Annotated in this window: 18 protein-coding genes and 1 pseudogene; 9 read left to right on the top strand and 10 right to left on the bottom strand. The window is 69.4% G+C overall.

The window, feature by feature from the left end; all coding sequences use genetic code 11:
• Positions 1–107 precede the first annotated feature (107 nt).
• Together AC31A1_RS26530 and AC31A1_RS26535 are read left to right on the top strand one after the other, a co-directional pair.
• A complete protein-coding gene (locus tag AC31A1_RS26530; protein ID WP_489655738.1) occupies positions 108–302 on the top strand; it encodes a DUF3046 domain-containing protein in 195 nt (64 codons plus the stop codon).
• A gap of 183 nt (positions 303–485) precedes the next feature.
• Complete coding sequence (locus AC31A1_RS26535; RefSeq protein ID WP_489655752.1) at positions 486–1,820, top strand: AI-2E family transporter; 1,335 nt, start codon at positions 486–488, stop codon at positions 1,818–1,820.
• Positions 1,821–1,854: 34 nt separating this feature from the next.
• Here AC31A1_RS26535 and AC31A1_RS26540 read toward each other — a convergent pair whose 3' ends face one another.
• Positions 1,855–2,613: a hypothetical protein gene (locus AC31A1_RS26540; RefSeq protein ID WP_489655739.1), complete on the bottom strand. Its 759-nt coding sequence runs from the start codon at positions 2,611–2,613 to the stop codon at positions 1,855–1,857.
• Between the two features lie 182 nt (positions 2,614–2,795).
• On the opposite strand from AC31A1_RS26540, the gene AC31A1_RS26545 reads away from it, so the two are divergent.
• Entirely contained in the window at positions 2,796–3,407 is a 612-nt protein-coding gene (locus AC31A1_RS26545; RefSeq protein ID WP_489655740.1) for a dihydrofolate reductase family protein, read from the top strand.
• A 77-nt stretch (positions 3,408–3,484) separates the two neighbouring features.
• Here AC31A1_RS26545 and AC31A1_RS26550 read toward each other — a convergent pair whose 3' ends face one another.
• Positions 3,485–3,685 (bottom strand): hypothetical protein, encoded by a 201-nt coding sequence (locus AC31A1_RS26550; RefSeq protein WP_489655741.1) that lies wholly within the window; start codon positions 3,683–3,685, stop codon positions 3,485–3,487.
• A 335-nt stretch (positions 3,686–4,020) separates the two neighbouring features.
• On the opposite strand from AC31A1_RS26550, the gene recA reads away from it, so the two are divergent.
• The 4 genes and pseudogenes from recA (at position 4,021) to AC31A1_RS26570 (ending at position 8,290) form a co-directional block, all read left to right on the top strand.
• Positions 4,021–5,151 (top strand): recombinase RecA, encoded by a 1,131-nt coding sequence (recA, locus tag AC31A1_RS26555; protein ID WP_489655742.1) that lies wholly within the window; start codon positions 4,021–4,023, stop codon positions 5,149–5,151.
• Between the two features lie 3 nt (positions 5,152–5,154).
• Positions 5,155–6,123 carry a recombination regulator RecX gene (gene recX / locus AC31A1_RS26560; protein ID WP_489655743.1) on the top strand — a complete coding sequence of 323 codons (969 nt, stop codon included), beginning with the start codon at positions 5,155–5,157 and terminating at the stop codon, positions 6,121–6,123.
• A gap of 116 nt (positions 6,124–6,239) precedes the next feature.
• A pseudogene (locus AC31A1_RS26565) lies at positions 6,240–6,948 on the top strand (ABC transporter permease); the annotation flags it as partial.
• Between the two features lie 373 nt (positions 6,949–7,321).
• Positions 7,322–8,290 (top strand): sugar ABC transporter substrate-binding protein, encoded by a 969-nt coding sequence (locus tag AC31A1_RS26570; RefSeq protein ID WP_489655744.1) that lies wholly within the window; start codon positions 7,322–7,324, stop codon positions 8,288–8,290.
• 53 nt (positions 8,291–8,343) lie between these two features.
• Here AC31A1_RS26570 and AC31A1_RS26575 read toward each other — a convergent pair whose 3' ends face one another.
• The 7 genes from AC31A1_RS26575 to AC31A1_RS26605 all read right to left on the bottom strand — a co-directional run bounded on the left by AC31A1_RS26575 (position 8,344) and on the right by AC31A1_RS26605 (position 14,729).
• On the bottom strand, positions 8,344–8,745 hold the full coding sequence (locus AC31A1_RS26575) for a rhodanese-like domain-containing protein (RefSeq protein WP_489655745.1): 402 nt from the start codon (positions 8,743–8,745) through the stop codon (positions 8,344–8,346).
• Positions 8,742–9,281, bottom strand: a complete 540-nt coding sequence (locus tag AC31A1_RS26580) for a cupin domain-containing protein (protein WP_489655746.1) — start codon at positions 9,279–9,281, stop codon at positions 8,742–8,744. The genes AC31A1_RS26575 and AC31A1_RS26580 overlap by 4 nt, the downstream gene beginning before the upstream one ends.
• A 241-nt stretch (positions 9,282–9,522) precedes the next feature.
• A complete protein-coding gene (locus tag AC31A1_RS26585; RefSeq protein WP_489655747.1) occupies positions 9,523–11,118 on the bottom strand; it encodes an FAD-dependent monooxygenase in 1,596 nt (531 codons plus the stop codon).
• A 175-nt stretch (positions 11,119–11,293) separates the two neighbouring features.
• A complete protein-coding gene (locus AC31A1_RS26590) occupies positions 11,294–12,202 on the bottom strand; it encodes an amino acid ABC transporter permease (RefSeq protein ID WP_489655748.1) in 909 nt (302 codons plus the stop codon).
• Positions 12,199–12,867 (bottom strand): amino acid ABC transporter permease, encoded by a 669-nt coding sequence (locus AC31A1_RS26595; protein ID WP_489655749.1) that lies wholly within the window; start codon positions 12,865–12,867, stop codon positions 12,199–12,201. The genes AC31A1_RS26590 and AC31A1_RS26595 overlap by 4 nt, the downstream gene beginning before the upstream one ends.
• A 52-nt stretch (positions 12,868–12,919) precedes the next feature.
• Positions 12,920–13,759 carry a glutamate ABC transporter substrate-binding protein gene (locus AC31A1_RS26600; RefSeq protein WP_489655750.1) on the bottom strand — a complete coding sequence of 280 codons (840 nt, stop codon included), beginning with the start codon at positions 13,757–13,759 and terminating at the stop codon, positions 12,920–12,922.
• Positions 13,760–13,952: 193 nt separating this feature from the next.
• Positions 13,953–14,729, bottom strand: a complete 777-nt coding sequence (locus AC31A1_RS26605) for an amino acid ABC transporter ATP-binding protein (protein WP_019060965.1) — start codon at positions 14,727–14,729, stop codon at positions 13,953–13,955.
• A 290-nt stretch (positions 14,730–15,019) separates the two neighbouring features.
• Between AC31A1_RS26605 and AC31A1_RS26610 the strand changes: the two genes are divergently transcribed.
• The gene (locus AC31A1_RS26610; protein WP_393753335.1) at positions 15,020–15,706 is read left to right on the top strand and encodes a response regulator transcription factor; all 687 of its coding nucleotides are present in this window, start codon (positions 15,020–15,022) and stop codon (positions 15,704–15,706) included.
• Positions 15,707–15,715: 9 nt separating this feature from the next.
• The gene (locus AC31A1_RS26615; RefSeq protein ID WP_489655751.1) at positions 15,716–17,128 is read left to right on the top strand and encodes a sensor histidine kinase; all 1,413 of its coding nucleotides are present in this window, start codon (positions 15,716–15,718) and stop codon (positions 17,126–17,128) included.
• A gap of 68 nt (positions 17,129–17,196) precedes the next feature.
• Here AC31A1_RS26615 and AC31A1_RS26620 read toward each other — a convergent pair whose 3' ends face one another.
• Entirely contained in the window at positions 17,197–18,195 is a 999-nt protein-coding gene (locus tag AC31A1_RS26620; RefSeq protein WP_489655753.1) for a TAXI family TRAP transporter solute-binding subunit, read from the bottom strand.
• Positions 18,196–18,258: the final 63 nt, after the last annotated feature.

Genomic DNA, 18,258 nt, shown 5'->3' on the forward strand with positions numbered 1-18,258 from the left:
GAGTGGGGAAGCTCCTGTTTCGGCCATGCGTCAGACCGTAGGACGGAAAGCGGTCTCCGCAAGGGGTCCCGAGATGGTCCCACTCTCAGGGGCGGGATACTGGTGTCATGCGGTTGACGGTCTTCTGGCAGCGGATGACGGAGCACTTCGGTGCGGGATACGCCGAGAGCTTCGCGCGCGATCATGTGATGACGGAGCTCGGCGGGCGGACGGTGCACGAGGCGCTGGACGCGGGCTGGGAGGCCAAGGACGTATGGCGCGTGGTCTGCGACGTCATGAACGTTCCGCGGCAAATCCGCTGATCTTCCGCGGGAAAGTCGCTGATCGGTCACGAAGATCGACGCTGGTGACCGGTTGTCAGTGGCGTAGGCGAGACTTGCACTGTGGCAGTCACTGACGAGACCGGGCACGACGCCCAGCAGGCATCCCCGATCGGTACGCCGCCGACCCGGCCCCCGGCCGACGGCGCCGCGCCGGGCCCGGGCATGCCGCGCTGGCTGCCCCGCGCCATGGTGCTGGCGCTCGCCCTCGTCGCCGTGTTCCAGCTGGGCAGTTGGGCCTTCCACCAGCTCATCGGGCTGCTGATCAACATCCTCATCGCGTTCTTCCTGGCCCTCGCCATCGAGCCCGCGGTGAGCCGGCTGGCCGCCTACGGCATGCGCCGGGGGCTGGCCACCTTCCTGATGTTCCTCGGCCTGCTGATCGTGAGCGCTGGGTTCATCACCCTCCTCGGGTCGATGCTCGCCGGCCAGATCATCAAGATGATCGAGGACTTCCCGGACTACCTCGACTCCGTCATCAGCTGGGTCAACGGGCACTTCCACACCGACCTCAGACGGGTCGACATCCAGGAGGGGCTGCTCCACTCCGACTGGCTGCGCAAGTACGTGCAGAACAGCGCGACCGGCGTGCTGGACGTGTCCACCCAGGTGCTCGGGGGCCTCTTCCAGCTGCTGACGATCGGTCTGTTCTCGTTCTACTTCGCCGCCGACGGGCCGCGGCTGCGGCGCGCGCTGTGCTCCGTACTGCCGCCCGCCCGGCAGGCCGAGGTGCTGCGCGCGTGGGAGATCGCCGTCGACAAGACGGGCGGCTACATATACTCCCGCGGGCTGATGGCGCTGGTCTCCGGAGTGGCGCACTACATCCTGCTGCAGGCGCTGGGCATCCCGTACGCGCCCGTGCTCGCCGTCTGGGTGGGCCTGGTCTCCCAGTTCATCCCGACCATCGGCACGTATCTCGCGGGCGCCCTGCCCATGCTGATCGCCTTCACCGTGGACCCCTGGTACGCGCTGTGGGTGCTGATCTTCGTCGTGGTCTACCAGCAGTTCGAGAACTACATGCTCCAGCCCAAGCTGACCGCGAAGACCGTCGACATCCATCCCGCGGTCGCCTTCGGCTCGGTCATCGCGGGCACCGCGCTCCTGGGGGCCGTCGGCGCGCTGATCTCCATCCCGGCGGTCGCCACGCTCCAGGCGTTCCTCGGGGCGTATGTGAAGCGGTACGCCGTCACGGACGATCCCCGGGTCCACGGACACCGGACCACTCGTGGCTCCGGCGGTTCCGGCCTGCTGGCACGCGCGCGAGGCCTGTGGGAACGGCGACCGGGCGCGGCGGAGCCGACGGCGACCGACTCCGCCGGTACCAGCGATCCCGCCTCTACGACCAACTCCGCCGCTACGGCCGACTCCGGAAGCGCCGACTCGCGGCCGACCGATCCGGAAGCGACCGGCTCCGAACCGGCCGACTCCGAACCTAAGGACTCCGAACCTAAGGACTCCGAACGGAAGGACTCCGGAGAGAGCTCCTCCAGCTCCTCCTGAAGGATGATCCGGCGAGAACACCGGGGCGTCTCGGTCAGTACGTGAGCACCGCCCACACCCCGGCGCCGGTCACGGCGACCACGTAGCAGCAGACCGCCACCGTCACGGTCCGCCGCCGTGCCGCCTCGCTCCAGGACGTACGGGACAGTAGCCAGGCCAGGGCCGGCAACACCAGGACGGAGTGCAGGCTCACCCCGTGCAGCGGCTTGAGCGGGGCCGTCGAGTGGTACGCCGCCTCCTGGTGGCCTGTCCGGGCGAGAAAGACCCCGCGCGCGATCATAGCGGCGCCCGAGGCCAGCGCCACGAGCAGGATCGCGAACCCGGAACGCACCGCGAGCGCCATCCCCGTAGGCCCCGTCGGCCGGTGCCGGAAGGACGCCACCGCGAACACGGTGAGCAGCACCACCAGGACACCGCCGCCCACCGCGAGCGTCATGGACACCGCGGTGTCGAAGGACGTCTCCATGTCGAGGTGCGACGGCACCCGGCGCCACGCCTGGAGGGTGATGCCGCCGACCTCCACGACACAGTCGGCGGCGAACACGACGAGCAGCACGGTGCGCAGCCGGGCCCCGACGCGCAGATACGACGTGACCCAGGTGACCGCGATCAGCGTCGCCCCGAAGGAGAGCCCGAACGTGACGGGCTTGCGCCACGAGACGGGCCCGTACCAGGGGCCGCCGTCGACCGCGAACACCACGAGATGCACCAGACCGGAGACGATCAGCAGGGCACCGATCACATGGCAGAGACGCTCGGCGGGACGTACGCGGGTCTTCCGGGTCCGAGTCATGGCCCGAGCCTCGCGGGAACGCGCCGCGCAGTCGTCGTACGGCCGAAGACACCAGCCGTACGACGGCGGAAGCAGTGCTCCCAGGGGCGCGTGGCGATGAGTTTCGGGGGCGCATCGGGTCTATGGGGGGTGAGAGCCGTCCGAAATCCGCAGAACGGTGACCCCAGAAGCGAGGATCGATCATGCCCACCGCAAAGGCCCCGCAGAGCGTCGAGACCACGCCCGCCCCGCAGTTGGCGGACACGGAGCCACAGACCGCCGCGGGCAAGGTGTTGTGGCACTTCACGATGTCGCTGGACGGGTTCGTGGCAGGGCCAGACCACGCGATGGACTGGATGACGGGTTTCTCGTTCCGGGCCGGCCTCGTCGAGGAGTACGCCACTACGACCGGTGCCGTACTGGGCGGCCGTGACGGCTTCGACGCTTTCCCCGATGCCGGCAGCGTCTACAGCGGCGCGTGGCAGGGGCCGGTGTTCGTCCTCACGCACCACCCCGACGACGCGCCGCCCGCCCCCGGGGTGACCTTTTTGAACTGCGATGTGGCCGAGGCCGTACGTATCGGACTGGAGGCGGCCGGCGGCAAGAACCTTGAAGTGCTCTCGCCCACGATCGGCCGACAACTCCTGGAGCGCGGGCTGATCGACGAGATCGACCTGCACATCGTGCCCGTTCTGCTCGGCGACGGCATCCGGCTCTTCGACAACCCCGGCGGCGCCCCGGTCCGGCTCGGGCTGCTGAACGGTGATGACCACGCGGCCGCGGTGAACGTGCGCTGTCGGCCGGTCGGGACGTGATCCTCCTGTGGCATCGAGGTCGAGGGCCCGCCTGGGAAGACCGATGGTTCAGCAGCGCGCGGCGCTCGCGAAGGGGCCTACTGGTAGCAAGGCGAACCGCACAGGACGCTGACGGTGCCGGTCTCGACGGCCGAGGAGACCGGTGCGACCTGGGGCGCGGGCTGGTGCACGCGGCTGGTCTCCCACGGCATGGGAGCGGCCGACGCCGCCGGACTCACGATGCCGACGGCCGCCGTGACCAGCACGGCCGCGATCCCCGCGCGCTTCCACATCTTCATCGAACTCTCCCATCGTCGGTTGCCGTTGGCTGCCGCCAGTCAACGGGCCCGACCCCCGGCACGGGAAGGATTTCCATGCCATTCGAAGCGTTGCCACGGCATGAGGTGTCACGGGACATCGATGACGCGAGTGCCGCGTGGTGCGCTTGACACGAAAATCGAACATCCATTCTCATGGAAGCTCCGGCGAGGCCATGACGGGCATTTCGGCAGGCTTTTGATGCTGAAGTGTCCGAGTTATCCACAGGCTGGGCGGGCGTCGGGGCGCGTTGTCAGTGGCAGGCGTTAGCGTCTTTGACGTGAAGCGATCGACACAAGCAAATCGGGTGGAACCCATGGCAGGAACCGACCGCGAGAAGGCGCTGGACGCCGCGCTCGCACAGATTGAACGGCAATTCGGCAAGGGCGCGGTGATGCGCCTGGGCGAGCGGCCGAACGAGCCCATCGAGGTCATCCCCACCGGCTCGACCGCGCTCGACGTCGCCCTCGGTGTCGGCGGCCTGCCGCGCGGCCGAGTGGTGGAGGTCTACGGCCCGGAGTCCTCCGGCAAGACGACCCTGACCCTGCACGCGGTGGCGAACGCCCAGCGGGCCGGCGGCCAGGTCGCGTTCGTGGACGCGGAGCACGCCCTCGACCCCGAGTACGCGAAGAAGCTCGGCGTCGACATCGACAACCTGATCCTGTCCCAGCCGGACAACGGCGAGCAGGCCCTGGAGATCGTGGACATGCTGGTCCGCTCCGGTGCCCTCGACCTCATCGTCATCGACTCCGTCGCGGCACTCGTCCCGCGCGCGGAGATCGAGGGCGAGATGGGAGACAGCCACGTCGGTCTCCAGGCTCGCTTGATGAGCCAGGCGCTCCGCAAGATCACAGGCGCGCTCCACCAGTCCGGGACCACCGCGATCTTCATCAACCAGCTCCGCGAGAAGATCGGCGTGATGTTCGGCTCCCCGGAGACCACGACCGGTGGCCGCGCGCTGAAGTTCTACGCGTCGGTGCGACTCGACATCCGTCGTATCGAGACCCTCAAGGACGGCACCGACGCGGTCGGCAACCGCACCCGCGTCAAGGTCGTCAAGAACAAGGTCGCGCCGCCCTTCAAGCAGGCCGAGTTCGACATCCTCTACGGCCACGGCATCAGCCGCGAGGGCGGCCTGATCGACATGGGCGTGGAGAACGGCTTCGTCCGCAAGGCCGGCGCCTGGTACACGTACGAGGGCGACCAGCTCGGTCAGGGCAAGGAGAACGCGCGCAACTTCCTCAAGGACAACCCCGACCTGGCCAACGAGATCGAGAAGAAGATCCTGGAGAAGCTGGGCGTGGGCGTCCGTCCGGAGAAGGACAAGCCGGCCGTCGAGCCGGTCGCGGACGCGGCGGTCCCCACCGCCACGGACGATGTCAAGACGGTGCCCGCTCCGGCTGCGGCCAAGGCCACCAAGCCCAAGGCCGCGACAGCCAAGAGCTGACCCGTGACACGACGAACGGACTGGGCCGAGTACGCGTATCCCGACGCCCCACAGGGGCGCGGGAGAGGCGGCGACGGCCTGGCCTACGGTGCGGACGGCACGCCTGAGGAGCCGTACGGCATGGACGAGCCGTATGGCGACGAGCCGGGCGGCGGTTTCGCGGGGGAGGCCGGTCCGCCTTTCGGCGGCCCGGAGCCCGGCGATGGTTCGGCGGGCACCGGTCGGCTCTTCAGGAGCTCGGCGCCTGGCGGCAGTTCGCCCGGCGACGGGTCCGCCGATGACGACGCACCCGGCCGCGGTTCGCGCCGCAGCCGTGGAGCGCGTGGCGAGGGCGGCTCACGAGGGTCTACGGCGCGCGGTGACGGCGCACGCGGTAGACGTGGGCGCCGTGGCCGCGGCTTCGGGGATTCCTCCGAAGCGGACGGGGCCGACTTCTCCTCGTCGAGGGCCGAGAAGAAGGAGGAGCCGCCGGCGGACCCGGCTGAGCGGGCACGGGGAATCTGCCTGCGCCTGCTCACCGGGAACCCGCGCACCCGCAAGCAACTCGCGGACGCCCTGCGCAAGCGGGAGATCCCGGACGAGGTGGCGGACGAGGTGCTGTCGCGGTTCGAGGAGGTCGGGCTGATCAACGACGGCGCGTTCGCGGACGCCTGGGTGGAGTCCCGGCACCATGGCCGGGGCCTGGCCCGACGGGCGCTCGCTCAAGAACTGCGCACCAAGGGTGTCGACTCGACGCTGATCGACGAGGCCGTCTCCCAGCTCGACTCCGAGCAGGAGGAGACGACGGCCCGCGAACTGGTCGACCGCAAACTGCGGTCCACCCGGGGCCTCGACCGCGACAAGAGGCTGCGCCGCCTCGCGGGCATGCTGGCCCGCAAGGGTTACTCCCAGGGCATGGCCCTCAGAGTGGTCCGGCAGGCGCTGGAGGAAGAGGGCGAGGACACGGAGTTCCTCGGGGACGAGGGGTACTGATCCGGGATCGATCCGCGTTTCTGCATCGATCCGGTTCTGACCTCTTGGTGGTGCGAACGTCCTGAACACGGTGGACGCGCGGGGGCGCCGACCGCGTTCAGGCAAGCACCAGGCGAGTGCCCGCCCAAGGCGTCACGCCCGCCGGACTCACCCGTACCTGGAACCCCGACGCCACCGCCGGATCACTCGGCGGACTCACCGAACGAACCGCGGCCGTGCGAACTGGCGGCGGACCAGCTCCACTTGAGACCCGGCAGCACCCTGAAGCTGACGCTCGGCGACGGCACACCCGTCACGCTCACCGTCGTCGCCGTCTACGCCAGGGGCCTCGGCTTCGGCGATCTCACCTTCGCGCACGATCTTGTCGCCCGGCATGTCGACAACCTGCTCGCCTCCTCAGTCCTCGTCGGCACGACCCGTACACAGACACAACTCGCGACTACCCTCCGTGAGTTCCCGGGCGTACAGATTCTCGCGCCGACCGCCGCCGACTCGTTCCAGGCGCAGCGGCAACAGACGAACGCCGAGGTCAACTACCTGTCCATGGGGCTCGTTCTGGCGTTCACGGCCATCGCCGTGGTCAACACGCTCGCCATGCCGGTCGCGGAGCGTGTCCGGGAGTTCGCGCTGCCGCGCCTCGCCGGGGCGACCCGCCGTCACGTGCTGCGGATGCTGCGTACCGAGGCGCTGTCGGTGTTGCTGCTCGCCACGGCGCTCGGCAGCGGTATCGCCCTCGCCGTCCTGACCGCGTTCAGCGTCGGTATGACGGGTAGGGCGGCACCGTATGTCACGCCCCTCGTGTGCCTCGCGGTGGTCGCGGTGGCGACCGCCAGGGAGCGAGCGCGAGAAGCCGTCGGATCGTCCGTCCTGACAGCGAGCGCGGGAAACCGCCGACCATCCGGCCCGAGAGTGAGTGAGAGAAAGCGTCAGTCGTCCGTCCCGAGCGCGAGCGAGGGGAACCGCAAGCCACCTCTCCCAGCGGTCACCCGCACCACCGAGGGCACACATTTCGCAGACTTAGTGTGCGTGACGCAGAGGGTGCGCATGTTTGCCGCGGGAGTAGCTTCTGCTGCCGAACCTCGGCCCTCCACGCTTGCCGACCCTCGGCCGTCCCGCCCGCTGAGCCGCAGCCAGGTCTGCCCGAGTGCCTCCGGCCGTTTCGCCGACCGGTCCTCGTACGCCCTGAAAGGCGGCCCCCTTGTCCTTGCCCCTGCCCGCTCACCACCGAAGAACCCTGGTGGCCCTCCTGGTCGGTACGTGCCTCTTACTGAGTGGCTGCGGACTGGAGTCCAGTGCCACGCCCGCCGACGACGGGCCCACCACCCTTGGGTTCGTCAACGGCGGCAGCACCGAGTTCCACACCTGTCTGCAGGAGTCGATCGAGAACACGGCCAAGAGCAACTTCGCGAAGCTCGTCACCGTCAACTCGCATCAGGACGCCGCGCGGGAGCTGGCCAACATCCAGGACATGATCGCGCGCCATGTTGACGCGATCATCCTCCAGACGGTCAACACCACCGCCCTCAAGAGCGACATCGCCAAGGCCAAGAGCGCGCACATCCCGATCTTCCTGACCTCGGTCAGTGCCGATCCGTCCGACATCCTCGGGGCCGTCGTCGTCGACCTGAAGGCGGTGGGCAAGTTGGACGCCGACTGGATCGAAGACGACGCCGCGGGGCGCGAGGTGCAGGTGGGTGTCATCGCGGGCGCTCCCGGTGCCGCCTCCGATCTGCTCGTCGGTGGATTCACCAAGGGGCTGCCGGCGAACGCGAAAGTGGTCGCGAACCAGCCGGCCATGTTCGTCGCCGCCCAAGCGAAGACCGTCGCCGCGAGCATGATCAAAGCGCATCCCGATCTGGACTACGCCTTCGTCGCCAACGAGGAGATGGCGTTCGCCGCCCGCAAGGCCTTCGACGAGGCCGGCGGCAAGAAGGTCAAGATCGTGACGGTCAACGGAACCGACGAGGCACTCGCCGCACTCAAGGACGGCCGATTCGCCGCCACCGTGTCCAACTCGGCCAAGGACACCGGCGAACTGGCCGTCACCGACACCATCAGCCTTCTCCGTAAGGAGAAGGTGGAGAAGATCGCCACCACACCGGCTCGCCTGATCACCAGGACCAACGCGGACACCGCCCCGCTCTACTGCCCCTCCGACGGGTCGTGAGCGGGCCGGTGCGTCACTCGCGGACCCGGTGTGTCACGTCGTGGACAGAGCGTCTACGACGTGACAGGCAGCCCCGCCGCCTTCCATGCCTGGAAGCCGCCGACGAGGTCCGTCGCGCGGTGCAGGCCCAGTTGGTGCAGGGACGTGGCTGCCAGGGTGGACGCGTAGCCCTCGTTGCAGATCACCACGACGCGCAGGTCGTGGTCGGTGGCTTCGGGGGCGCGGTGGCTGCCACGGGGGTCCAGGCGCCATTCCAGTTCGTTGCGCTCGACGACCAGGGCGCCGGGGATGACGCCGTCCCGGTCGCGCAGGGCCGCGTAGCGGATGTCGACCAGGAGGGCCTTGTCGTCGCGGGCCGCTTCGTACGCCGCCCGCGCCTCGATCCGCTCGTAGGTCCCGCGCGTCCGCTCCAGCAACTCGTCTATGCCGAGCGGCTGTTCGTGCGCGGCACTCACTGCCAGTCCGCCGGGCGCTCGACCTGCTCCAGGCGCAGCACCGGGCCCGTACGGCTGTAGCGGCGGATCTGCGGCAGCGGCGGGTAGTAGGCGTGGACGGAGATCGCGTGCTCTTCGGAGGACTCGTTGAGCACCTCGTGGACGTGGTGGCGGCCGAAGGCGCGGCCCTTGCCGGTCGGCAGCCGGCGTTCGCGGTCCACGCCCTCCTCCAGTTCGAGGGTCTTCCAGCCGTCGCTCGGGAGCCGGGCGGCGAGCGAGTTCTCCTTGAGTTCGCCGGCGGCGGTGAGGAAGGCGCCGACCGACTCGGCGTGATCGTGCCAGCCCGTCCCGCTGCTGGGCGGCCAGCCGATCAGCCACGCCTCGCTGCCGCCGGGACCTTCGAGCCGCACCCAGGTGCGGCCCTCGGGGTCGAGGGGGAGCGAGGCGATCAGCTCGGCGTCGGCGGCCGTACGCCGGACGAAGTCGAGCAGTTCCGCCTGTGTCGGGGCCTGGGAGGGCGCGGCAGGGGACACGGAGGCAGAGGAGGAGACAGACACGTGCACCGTCCTGATGAGTGTTCGCGAAGGTGCGCGCAGGCATCACGACAGTGGCGCGCGCGGGTGAGAGAGATGCGAATTCAGCAGGCGACGTGACACACACAGCCCACGTAGCGGACGAGGTCCAGGTGGACCTTCCGCCAGAGGTGGACAGAGGTGTCGGTCATGGTCCGGAGTACAGCACGGCGGTGCGGGCCGGTCAACTCAGCGTCACTATGTGGACAGTTCGGATACGGCGGCCTCAGCGCGAGCCGGCCGTGGCCTCCGTCCTCGTCGGGCCACCCAGGGTCGCCTCGGCCGCCGCGTACAGGTCGGCCGGGCGCACCCCGCTCAGCGCCGTGACCAGGTGACCGTCGGGCCGCACGAGAAGGACGGTGTGGGCGGCGGCGCCCGGATAGCTCTCGGTGACCAGAAGCTCGGCCGGGTGCGGGAGCGCCGTCACGGCGGCCGCGAGGCGGGGCATGATTCCGGCGGTCACCCAGTGCTTGCGCTCCCACACGCCCGTGCCCGGCGCGACCAGGACGACCAGCAGGGAGCCGCGCCCGAGACGGTCCCGCAGCCGTACGAAGGCGCCGTCCTCCGCGGTGACCAGGACATCGGCGACCGGCGCCCCCGGAGGGGTGTCCACGGGGACCTCCGCCTCGATGTGCCGGGGTGCGAGCGGCGAGTCGGCGTACGCCCCCGGCGCGCCGAGCGCGCCGTGCCCCAGGTGACCGTCCGTGAGCAGCACGTCATGGCCGCGAGCCGAGCCGGGCACGACCGCGCGCAGCCCGGCCCCGCCGCGCACCAGCGGCAGCGCCTGGTCGGCGGCGCGCAACCGGGCCGCCACGACCGCCCGCCGCTCCGCCTGATAACTGTCGAGCAGCGGCTCGTGCGGCCCGTGGTGCCAGGCCAATGCCAGCTTCCAGGCGAGGTTGTCGGCGTCCCGCAGCCCCTCGTCCAGCCCCTGCGTCCCGAGCGCCCCCAGCAGATGCGCGGCGTCTCCGGCGAGAAACACCCGCCCTGCCCGCCACCGCCGCGCGAGTCGGTGGTGCACGGTGTGCACACCGGTGTCGAGCAGTTCGTACGGCGGTGTCGGGCCCTCGGTCCAGCCCGCGAGCGTCTCCCGGATGCGGGCCAGCAGCAGCTCGGGGGTGACCAGGTCCTTGCCCGGCGGCAGCAGCCAGTCCAGGCGCCACACGCCGTCCGGGAGGGGGCGTCCGGTGACCTCCCCGGCCGAGGGTCCGGACGTCCGCCACGGCGGCACCCGATGCAACAACGCCTGGTCGGGCCACGGAAGTTCCGTGCGCAGCGCGGCCACGGCGTGTCGCTCCACCGCCGTACGGCCGGGGAAGCGGATGTCCAGGAGTTTGCGCACGGTCGAGCGCGGGCCGTCGCAGCCGACCAGGTAACTGCCGCGCCACCAGGTGCCCTTGGGGCCGCGGGTGTGGGCGGTGACGCCCGAGGGCTCCTGTTCGAGCGAGTCGAGGCGGTTGTCCACGGCGATCTTCACCAGCCGCTCGCCCGCGAGGGCCTGGCGCAGGGCGCCGGTGAGCACGTGCTGCGCGATGTGCAGCGGAGCGGGCTCGGTCTCGTCGAACGTGATCTCGCGCATCACCTGCTTGCGCCGCATCGACCGCCATCCGGCCCAGCGCGAGCCGAGCCCGGCGAGCGGCACGCCGGTCAGGCGCTCCAGGAGTGCCGCGGTGTCCTCCCGCAGGACGACGGTGCGCGCGGGGCGTGGTTCGTCCTTGCCCGGGCCCTCGTCGAGGAGGACGGAGGGCACCTCCTGCCGCGCCAGTGCCAGGGCGAGCGTGAGCCCTACGGGCCCCGCCCCGACGATGATCACCGGGTCCACGGTGCGGCGCCCCCTGCCCGTGACGGTGTCCTCAGGGACGCATGTGAGCAGGAAGTTGGAGCAGGGTGCACGATCACAGAACGTATGCAACCCATTGCCGGTGCTTGCGTCAAGTGACGGAGGCAGTGGCGATCATGCCACTGCCTCCGTGTCGTTCATGCCATGTGACCGATCATCAGATCGTGCCGCCACCGCCGGTTCCGAAACTGCCCCCCACCTGCGCGGGATTGAGCCCGGTGGCGTCTTCGAGGGCGACGGTCGCACCCGTGCTCTTCTTGCTGCGCCGCAGCCTGCCCTCCAGCCAGCTCGCGAAGGTGGTGAGGGCGAGGTTCAGCACGATGTAGATGATCCCTACGACGATGAAACTCGCCACCACGTTGGCGTAGTTGGCCGCCAGGGTGCTGCGCGCGTTGAGCAGCTCGGTGAAGCCCAGCATCACGCCGCCCAGCGCGGTGTCCTTCACGATGACCACGAGCTGGCTGACGATGGCCGGCAGCATGACGGTGACGGACTGCGGGAGCAGGATGCTCGTCATCGTCTGGCCCTTGCGCAGACCGATCGCGTGCGCGGCCTCCGTCTGCCCCTTGGGGAGGGACAGAATGCCCGCCCTGACGATCTCGGCGAGCACCGAGGCGTTGTAGAGCACCAGGCCGGTGACGACGGCGTACAGGGGCCGTTCCTCGCTGCCGATGCCCGTGGAGCGGACGTAGAACTCGTTCGCGAACAGCATCAGCAGCAGGACCGGGATCGACCGGAAGAACTCGACCACCACGCCGGCCGGGACGCGTACCCACCGGTGGTCGGACATCCGGGCGATACCGAAGAACGCGCCCAGGGGGAGGGCGATCACCATGGCGAGACCGGCGGCCTTCAGGGTGTCGCCGAGGCCCGGCAGCAGATACGTCGTCCAGGCGTCCGACGTGGTGAACGGCTGCCACAGGGCCCACTTCAGCTGGCCCTTGTCGTCCATCGTCTGCCAGACCCACCACAAGAAGAGGGCCAGCAGGACGAAGAACACCACAGAGAAGAGCACGTTGCGCCGCTTGGCGCGGGGGCCGGGCGCGTCGTAGAGGACGGAGGTCATCGCTTCACCGCCAGTCGCTTGCCCAGCCAGCCGAGGAAGAGGCCGGTGGGCAGGGTCAGTACCACGAAGCCGAATGCGAAGACCGCGCCGATGGCGACCGTCTGGGCCTCGTTCTCGATCATCGTCTTCATCAGGGCGGCCGCCTCGGCGACCCCGATCGCGGCTGCCACGGTGGTGTTCTTGGTCAGCGCGATCAGCACGTTGGCCAGCGGAGTGATGACCGCCCGGAACGCCTGCGGAAGGATGACGATCCGCAGCACCTGACTGAAGCTCAGCCCGATGGCGCGGGCCGCCTCCGCCTGTCCGACGGGCACGGTGTTGATGCCGGAGCGCACCGCCTCACAGACGAAGGCCGCGTGGTACGCCACGAGACCCAGCAGTGCCAGCCGGAAACCCTGCACCTTGAAGTCGTCGGACGCGCCCATGGTGACGCCGAAGATGTCGGCGAGGCCGAGCGAGGTGAAGACGATGATGACCGTCAGAGGGATGTTCCGGACGGTGTTGACGTAGAAGGTCGCGAAACCACGCATCAGTGGGACCGGGCTGACCCGCATGCCGGCCAGCAGTGTGCCCCAGACCAGGGAGCCGAGGGCGGAGAGGACGGTGAGTTTCACCGTCATCCAGAACGCCCCGAGGACGTCATAACCTTGAAGAAAGTCGAACACGATCTCCCGCGCTTCCGGGTATGGGGCCTGCCTTACCGGGGTTTTCTCGGGCTTACTTGACGATGTCGCCGATCTTCGGGGCGGGCTCGTTCTTGTAGTCGGCCGGGCCGAAGTTCTTGGTGACCGCGGTCTCCCAGGCGCCGCTGCTGACCATCTTCTCCAGCGCGGTGTTGATCTTGGTGACGGTCGCGGAGTCGCCCTTCTTGACGCCGATGCCGTAGTTCTCGTTGCTGAGCTTCAGGCCGGCGAGCTTGAACTGGCCCTTGAACTTGTCCTGCGCCGCGAAGCCCGCGAGGATCGAGTCGTCGGTGGTCACCGCGTCGACGGCACCACTCTGGAGGGCCGCGATGCACTCCGAGTAGCCCGAGTTCTCACGGAGGTTGGCCTTCGGGGCGATCGTGTCGTGGATGTTCTGCGCCGAGGTGGAGCCGGTCACGGAACACAGGTTCTTGCCGTTGAGGTCCGTGGCCTTGGCGATCGTCGAGTCCTTCTTGACGAGCAGGTCCTGGTGGGCCAGGAGGTAGGGGCCGGCGAAGTCGACCTTCTTCTTGCGCTCGTCGTTGATCGAGTACGTGGCCGCGATGAACTTGACGTCGCCGCGCGCGAGCGCGTTCTCACGGTCGGCGCTCTTGGTCTCGACCCACTCGATCTGGGCGGGCTTGTAGCCGAGCTGGCCGGCCACATAGGTCGCGACGTCCACGTCGAAGCCGGCGTAGGTCCCGTCCGGCTGCTTCAGGCCGAGGCCCGGCTGGTCGAATTTGATGCCGATCTTGATCTTGCTGCCGCCGGAGCCCGAACCGGAGTCGTCCTTGTCGCTGCTCCCGCACGCCGTCGCGGCGAGCGAGAGGACGAGAGCGGTGGTCGCGAACACGGTGACCTTGCGGAGCTTCATGGTGAACATCCTTTGGCTGGAGAGGAGATGAGGGCCCGTCAGGGCGCGTGACGGTGGCCCTGAGGGCGTGCGGGACCCTCAGCGGCAGTCGGCGGCCGCCCGTCGTCGGCGGGCCGCCAGTGGCTGGCTGTAGCGGTTCGTCAGCGTTCGTGGCTGATCGTCGGTGGGGGTCGGCGCTGATCGCCGGCGGTCGTCAGTGGTGAAGGATCTTCGACAGGAAGTCCTTGGCCCGGTCGCTGCGCGGGTTGCTGAAGAACTGGTCCGGCACGGCCTCTTCGACGATGCGGCCGTCGGCCATGAACACCACTCGGTTGGCGGCCGAGCGGGCGAAGCCCATCTCATGGGTGACGACGATCATCGTCATCCCGTCCCGGGCGAGCTGCTGCATGACCTCCAGCACCTCGTTGATCATCTCCGGGTCGAGGGCCGAGGTCGGCTCGTCGAAGAGCATCACCTTGGGGTCCATGGCCAGCGCCCGCGCGATGGCGACGCGCTGCTGCTGACCGCCGGACAGCTGGGCCGGGTACTTGTCCGCCTGCGTGGCCACGCCGACCCGGTCGAGCAACGCCCGGGCCTTCTCCTCGGCCTGCTTGCGGTCGGCCTTACGGACCTTGATCTGACCCAGCATCACGTTTTCGAGCACCGTCTTGTGCGCGAAGAGGTTGAAGGACTGGAAGACCATCCCGACATCGGCACGCAGTCGGGCCAGCTCCCTGCCCTCCTGGGGCAGCGGCTTGCCGTCGATCGTGATCGAACCCGAATCGGTCGTCTCCAGGCGGTTGATGGTGCGGCACAGAGTGGACTTCCCGGACCCGGAGGGCCCGATCACCACGACGACTTCGCCGCGGGCGATCGTGAGATCGATGTCCTGGAGTACGTGCAACGCGCCGAAGTGCTTGTTGACGCTCTTCAGGACGACGAGTTCGCCGGTCGCGGCCACATCTTCCTTGGCCACCGATACTTCGGTCATCGCTTGCTGGCTCCGTCCTCGTCGGTTGCGGAGGACAGTAGTGAGGCCTTACGACCAGCGTCATCACATCTGAGCGAGATCTGAGCATCACGATCGGATAGCAAGAGGACACGTGTCGTAGCACTTTGTCGCCGGGATCCGTACCGGCTGGATAACGGAAGGCCGCACGCAACCGGAACCCACTTGACGGCGTCTTCGTCCATCAGCGTGACTGCCTGGGTGCACGCGCGCGTGAGACGTGCTTTTGTACAGGCCGACACCATACGAACGATGAACCGGAGGGGGCCGGGATGAGACTGCTCCTCGTCGAGGACGACAACCATGTCGCAGCCGCTCTGTCCGCGGTCCTGGCGCGGCACGGATTCGACGTCACGCACGCCCGCAGCGGCGAGGAGGCCCTCCAGGCACTCGTCCCCGAGAGCGACGGCTTCGGTGTCGTCCTCCTCGACCTCGGCCTGCCCGACCAGGACGGCTACGAGGTCTGCGGCAAGATCCGCAAACGCACCAGCACCCCGGTGATCATGGTCACCGCCCGCTCCGACGTGCGCTCCCGCATCCACGGCCTCAACCTCGGAGCCGACGACTACGTAGTGAAGCCGTACGACACCGGGGAGCTGCTCGCCCGCATCCACGCCGTCAGCCGGCGCAGTGTCCACGAGGACGCGAGCGGGGGCGGCGACACCGCGCTGCGGCTCGGCCCGGTGCGCATCGAACTGCCCACCCGTCAGGTCACCGTGGACGGTTCGGTCGTCCAACTGACCCGCAAGGAGTTCGATCTGCTGGCGCTGCTCGCACAGCGCCCAGGAGTGGTTTTCCGGCGGGAGCAGATCATCAGCGAGGTGTGGCGCACCAGTTGGGAGGGCACGGGACGCACCCTGGAGGTGCATGTCGCGTCCCTGCGCGCCAAGCTGCGGATGCCCGCGCTGATCGAGACCGTACGAGGCGTCGGCTACCGGCTCGTCGCCCCGGCCGCGTAGCGGGCCCGGGTGCGCACACGTCTTCTCCCGCTGCTCATCGTCCTGATGGCGGCCGTGCTGCTGGCGCTCGGCGTCCCGCTCGCCATCAGCGTCGCCAAGGCGCAGCAACAGAAGGTGATCGTCGACCGCATCGACGACACCGCGCGGTTCGCGGCCCTCGCCCAGTTCGTCACCGACGCACCCACGGGATCACGCCCCGCCGACACGGTTCCGGACGAGCGCCAGGAGACCCTGGACCGCGAACTCGCCAGCTACTACGAGGTCTACGGCATCCGCGCGGGCGTCTTCTACCGCACCGACACCTCCATGGCGAACGCGCCGGACGACTTCCTGCTGCCCAAGACGGGCGAGGTGCGGGACGCGTTCGCCGAGGCGCTCCTCAGCCGCCGCAGCCACGACCCGGAACAGGTCTGGCCCTGGCAGCGCAACCGTCTGGTCGTCGCCTCGCCGGTCATCCGGGACGGCGACGTCATCGCCGTCGTGGTCACCGACTCGCCCACCGGGCCGATGCGTTCACGGACCCTGCGCGGCTGGCTGACGATCGGCGCCGGCGAGATCGCCGCGATGCTGCTGGCCGTCGGCGCGGCCCTACGGCTGACCGGCTGGGTCCTGCGCCCCGTACGGGTCCTCGACGCCACCACCCACGACATCGCCACCGGACGCCTCAAGTCGCGGGTCGCGGCCGCCGGCGGGCCGCCGGAACTTCAGCGCCTGGCCCGGTCGTTCAACGAGATGGCGGACAACGTCGAGGACGTGCTGGAGCAGCAGCGCGCCTTCGTCGCCGACGCCTCGCACCAGTTGCGCAACCCGCTCTCGGCGCTGCTGCTGCGCATCGAACTGCTCGCACTCGAACTGCCGGAGGACAACGACGAGATCGCCTCGGTCCGCACCGAGGGCAAGCGCCTGACCCAGGTCCTGGACGACCTGCTCGACCTGGCACTGGCCGAGCACGCGGACGCGGACCTCAGGATCACCGACATCGGCGCGCTGACCGCCGAGCGCGTCGCGGCCTGGTCACCGACCGCCGAGGCCAAGGGCGTGCGCCTGGTGGGCAGTTGCCCGCCCACCACGGCGTGGGCCGACCCGATCACGCTGTCCAGCGCCCTGGACGCGGTGATCGACAACGCGGTGAAGTTCACACCCGAGGACGAGTGCGTCGAGGTGACGGTCGCGTCGAACGGCGAGACCTCGACCGTCGTCGTCACGGACCACGGCCCGGGCCTCACCGAGGACGAACTCGCCCGCGTCGGCGACCGCTTCTGGCGCAGCGGCCGCCACCAGAACATCAACGGCTCCGGCCTCGGCCTGTCCATCTCCCAGGTCCTGCTGGCCGCGGGCGGCGGCTCGCTCACGTACGCCCACCACGAGCCGCACGGCCTCAAGGTGACGGTCTCGGTACCCAGGAGCGGTCCCGCGGCCTGAACGGGCCCTCCAGGGTCTGCGTTGGGCCCTCGCGGCCCACGGCCCACGCCCCGCGGAAGGCGTACGGCCTACGGCTTGACGGACCGGTAGTAGCGCCGGGCGCCCTCGTGCAGGGCCAGGGGATCGGTGTAGATCGCCGTGCGCAGGTCCACCAGCTGTGCGGAGTGGACCTGCTTGCCGATGCCGTCGCGGCTCTTGATCACGGTCTTGGTGATCCACTCGGTGAGCCTGGCGTTCATGTCCTTGCGGGTCATCAGCAGGTTGGACACGGCGATGGTCGGGACAGTGGACCCGCGCTGGATGGTGGGGTAGGCCGACTCCGGCATATTGGTGGCGCGGTAGTAGCGGGTGGCGTCGCCCTGCTCGTGCATCTTGGCCACGAGGGTCGCCTCGATCGGCACGAACCGGAACGCGTAGTTCTTGGCGAGGTCCTTCAGGCCGTCCGTCGGGAGCCCGCCCGACCAGAAGAACGCGTCGATCTTGCCCCGCCTGAGCAGATCCGGTCCGGTGTCGATACCGGCCGCCACCGGCTCGACGCCCTTCTTCGGGTCGATGCCGGCCGCCGTGAGCACCCGGTCGGCGATCAGCCGCACACCCGAGCGGTCCGGCCCTATGGCCACGCGCTTGCCCCGCAGATCGGTGACCGAGTCGATGTCCGAGTCACGCGGCACGATGAGCTGGACGTAGTCGTCGTAGAGCCGCGCGACCCCGCGCAGCCCGGCCGCACCGGGCTTGCCGTCCATCTCGTACGTCCCCACCGCGTCGGCCGCGGCGATGGTGAAGTCGGCGTCGCCGGTCGCCACGCGCGCGACGTTCTCCTGCGACCCGTCGCTGTTCACCAGCTTCACCGTGAGGCCCGGCATGTCCTTGTCCAGCTCGGCGCGAAGGAGCTTGCCGTACTCCTGGTAGACGCCCAGCGGGGTCCCGGTACTGAAGGTGATCGTCCCGGTCGGCGGTTCGTCGCCCAGGGGCAGCAGCCACCACAGCAACAGCCCGAACGCGACGAAGCCGGCGGCCGCGCCCTGGAGGGCCCGGCGCCTGCTGATACGGGAGAACACCTTGAGCATGCGCGCGATCCTGCCAGTCCGCGCGCGGTGCTGACCAGGGCAGGCCGGGGCTCGGGGCGGCGC

Source organism: Streptomyces sp. P5F9, from assembly GCF_057961495.1.

Bases quoted from the DNA above. Each gene is read 5' to 3' on its own strand.
- recA (WP_489655742.1), top strand. From the start codon at position 4,021: ATGGCAGGAACCGACCGCGAGAAGGCGCTGGACGCCGCGCTCGCACAG.
- AC31A1_RS26610 (WP_393753335.1), top strand. From the start codon at position 15,020: ATGAGACTGCTCCTCGTCGAGGACGACAACCATGTCGCAGCCGCTCTG.
- AC31A1_RS26530 (WP_489655738.1), top strand. From the start codon at position 108: ATGCGGTTGACGGTCTTCTGGCAGCGGATGACGGAGCACTTCGGTGCG.
- AC31A1_RS26590 (WP_489655748.1), bottom strand. From the start codon at position 12,202: ATGACCTCCGTCCTCTACGACGCGCCCGGCCCCCGCGCCAAGCGGCGC.
- AC31A1_RS26620 (WP_489655753.1), bottom strand. From the start codon at position 18,195: ATGCTCAAGGTGTTCTCCCGTATCAGCAGGCGCCGGGCCCTCCAGGGC.
- AC31A1_RS26550 (WP_489655741.1), bottom strand. From the start codon at position 3,685: ATGAAGATGTGGAAGCGCGCGGGGATCGCGGCCGTGCTGGTCACGGCG.
- AC31A1_RS26540 (WP_489655739.1), bottom strand. From the start codon at position 2,613: ATGACTCGGACCCGGAAGACCCGCGTACGTCCCGCCGAGCGTCTCTGC.
- AC31A1_RS26545 (WP_489655740.1), top strand. From the start codon at position 2,796: ATGCCCACCGCAAAGGCCCCGCAGAGCGTCGAGACCACGCCCGCCCCG.
- AC31A1_RS26605 (WP_019060965.1), bottom strand. From the start codon at position 14,729: ATGACCGAAGTATCGGTGGCCAAGGAAGATGTGGCCGCGACCGGCGAA.
- AC31A1_RS26600 (WP_489655750.1), bottom strand. From the start codon at position 13,759: ATGAAGCTCCGCAAGGTCACCGTGTTCGCGACCACCGCTCTCGTCCTC.
- AC31A1_RS26535 (WP_489655752.1), top strand. From the start codon at position 486: ATGCCGCGCTGGCTGCCCCGCGCCATGGTGCTGGCGCTCGCCCTCGTC.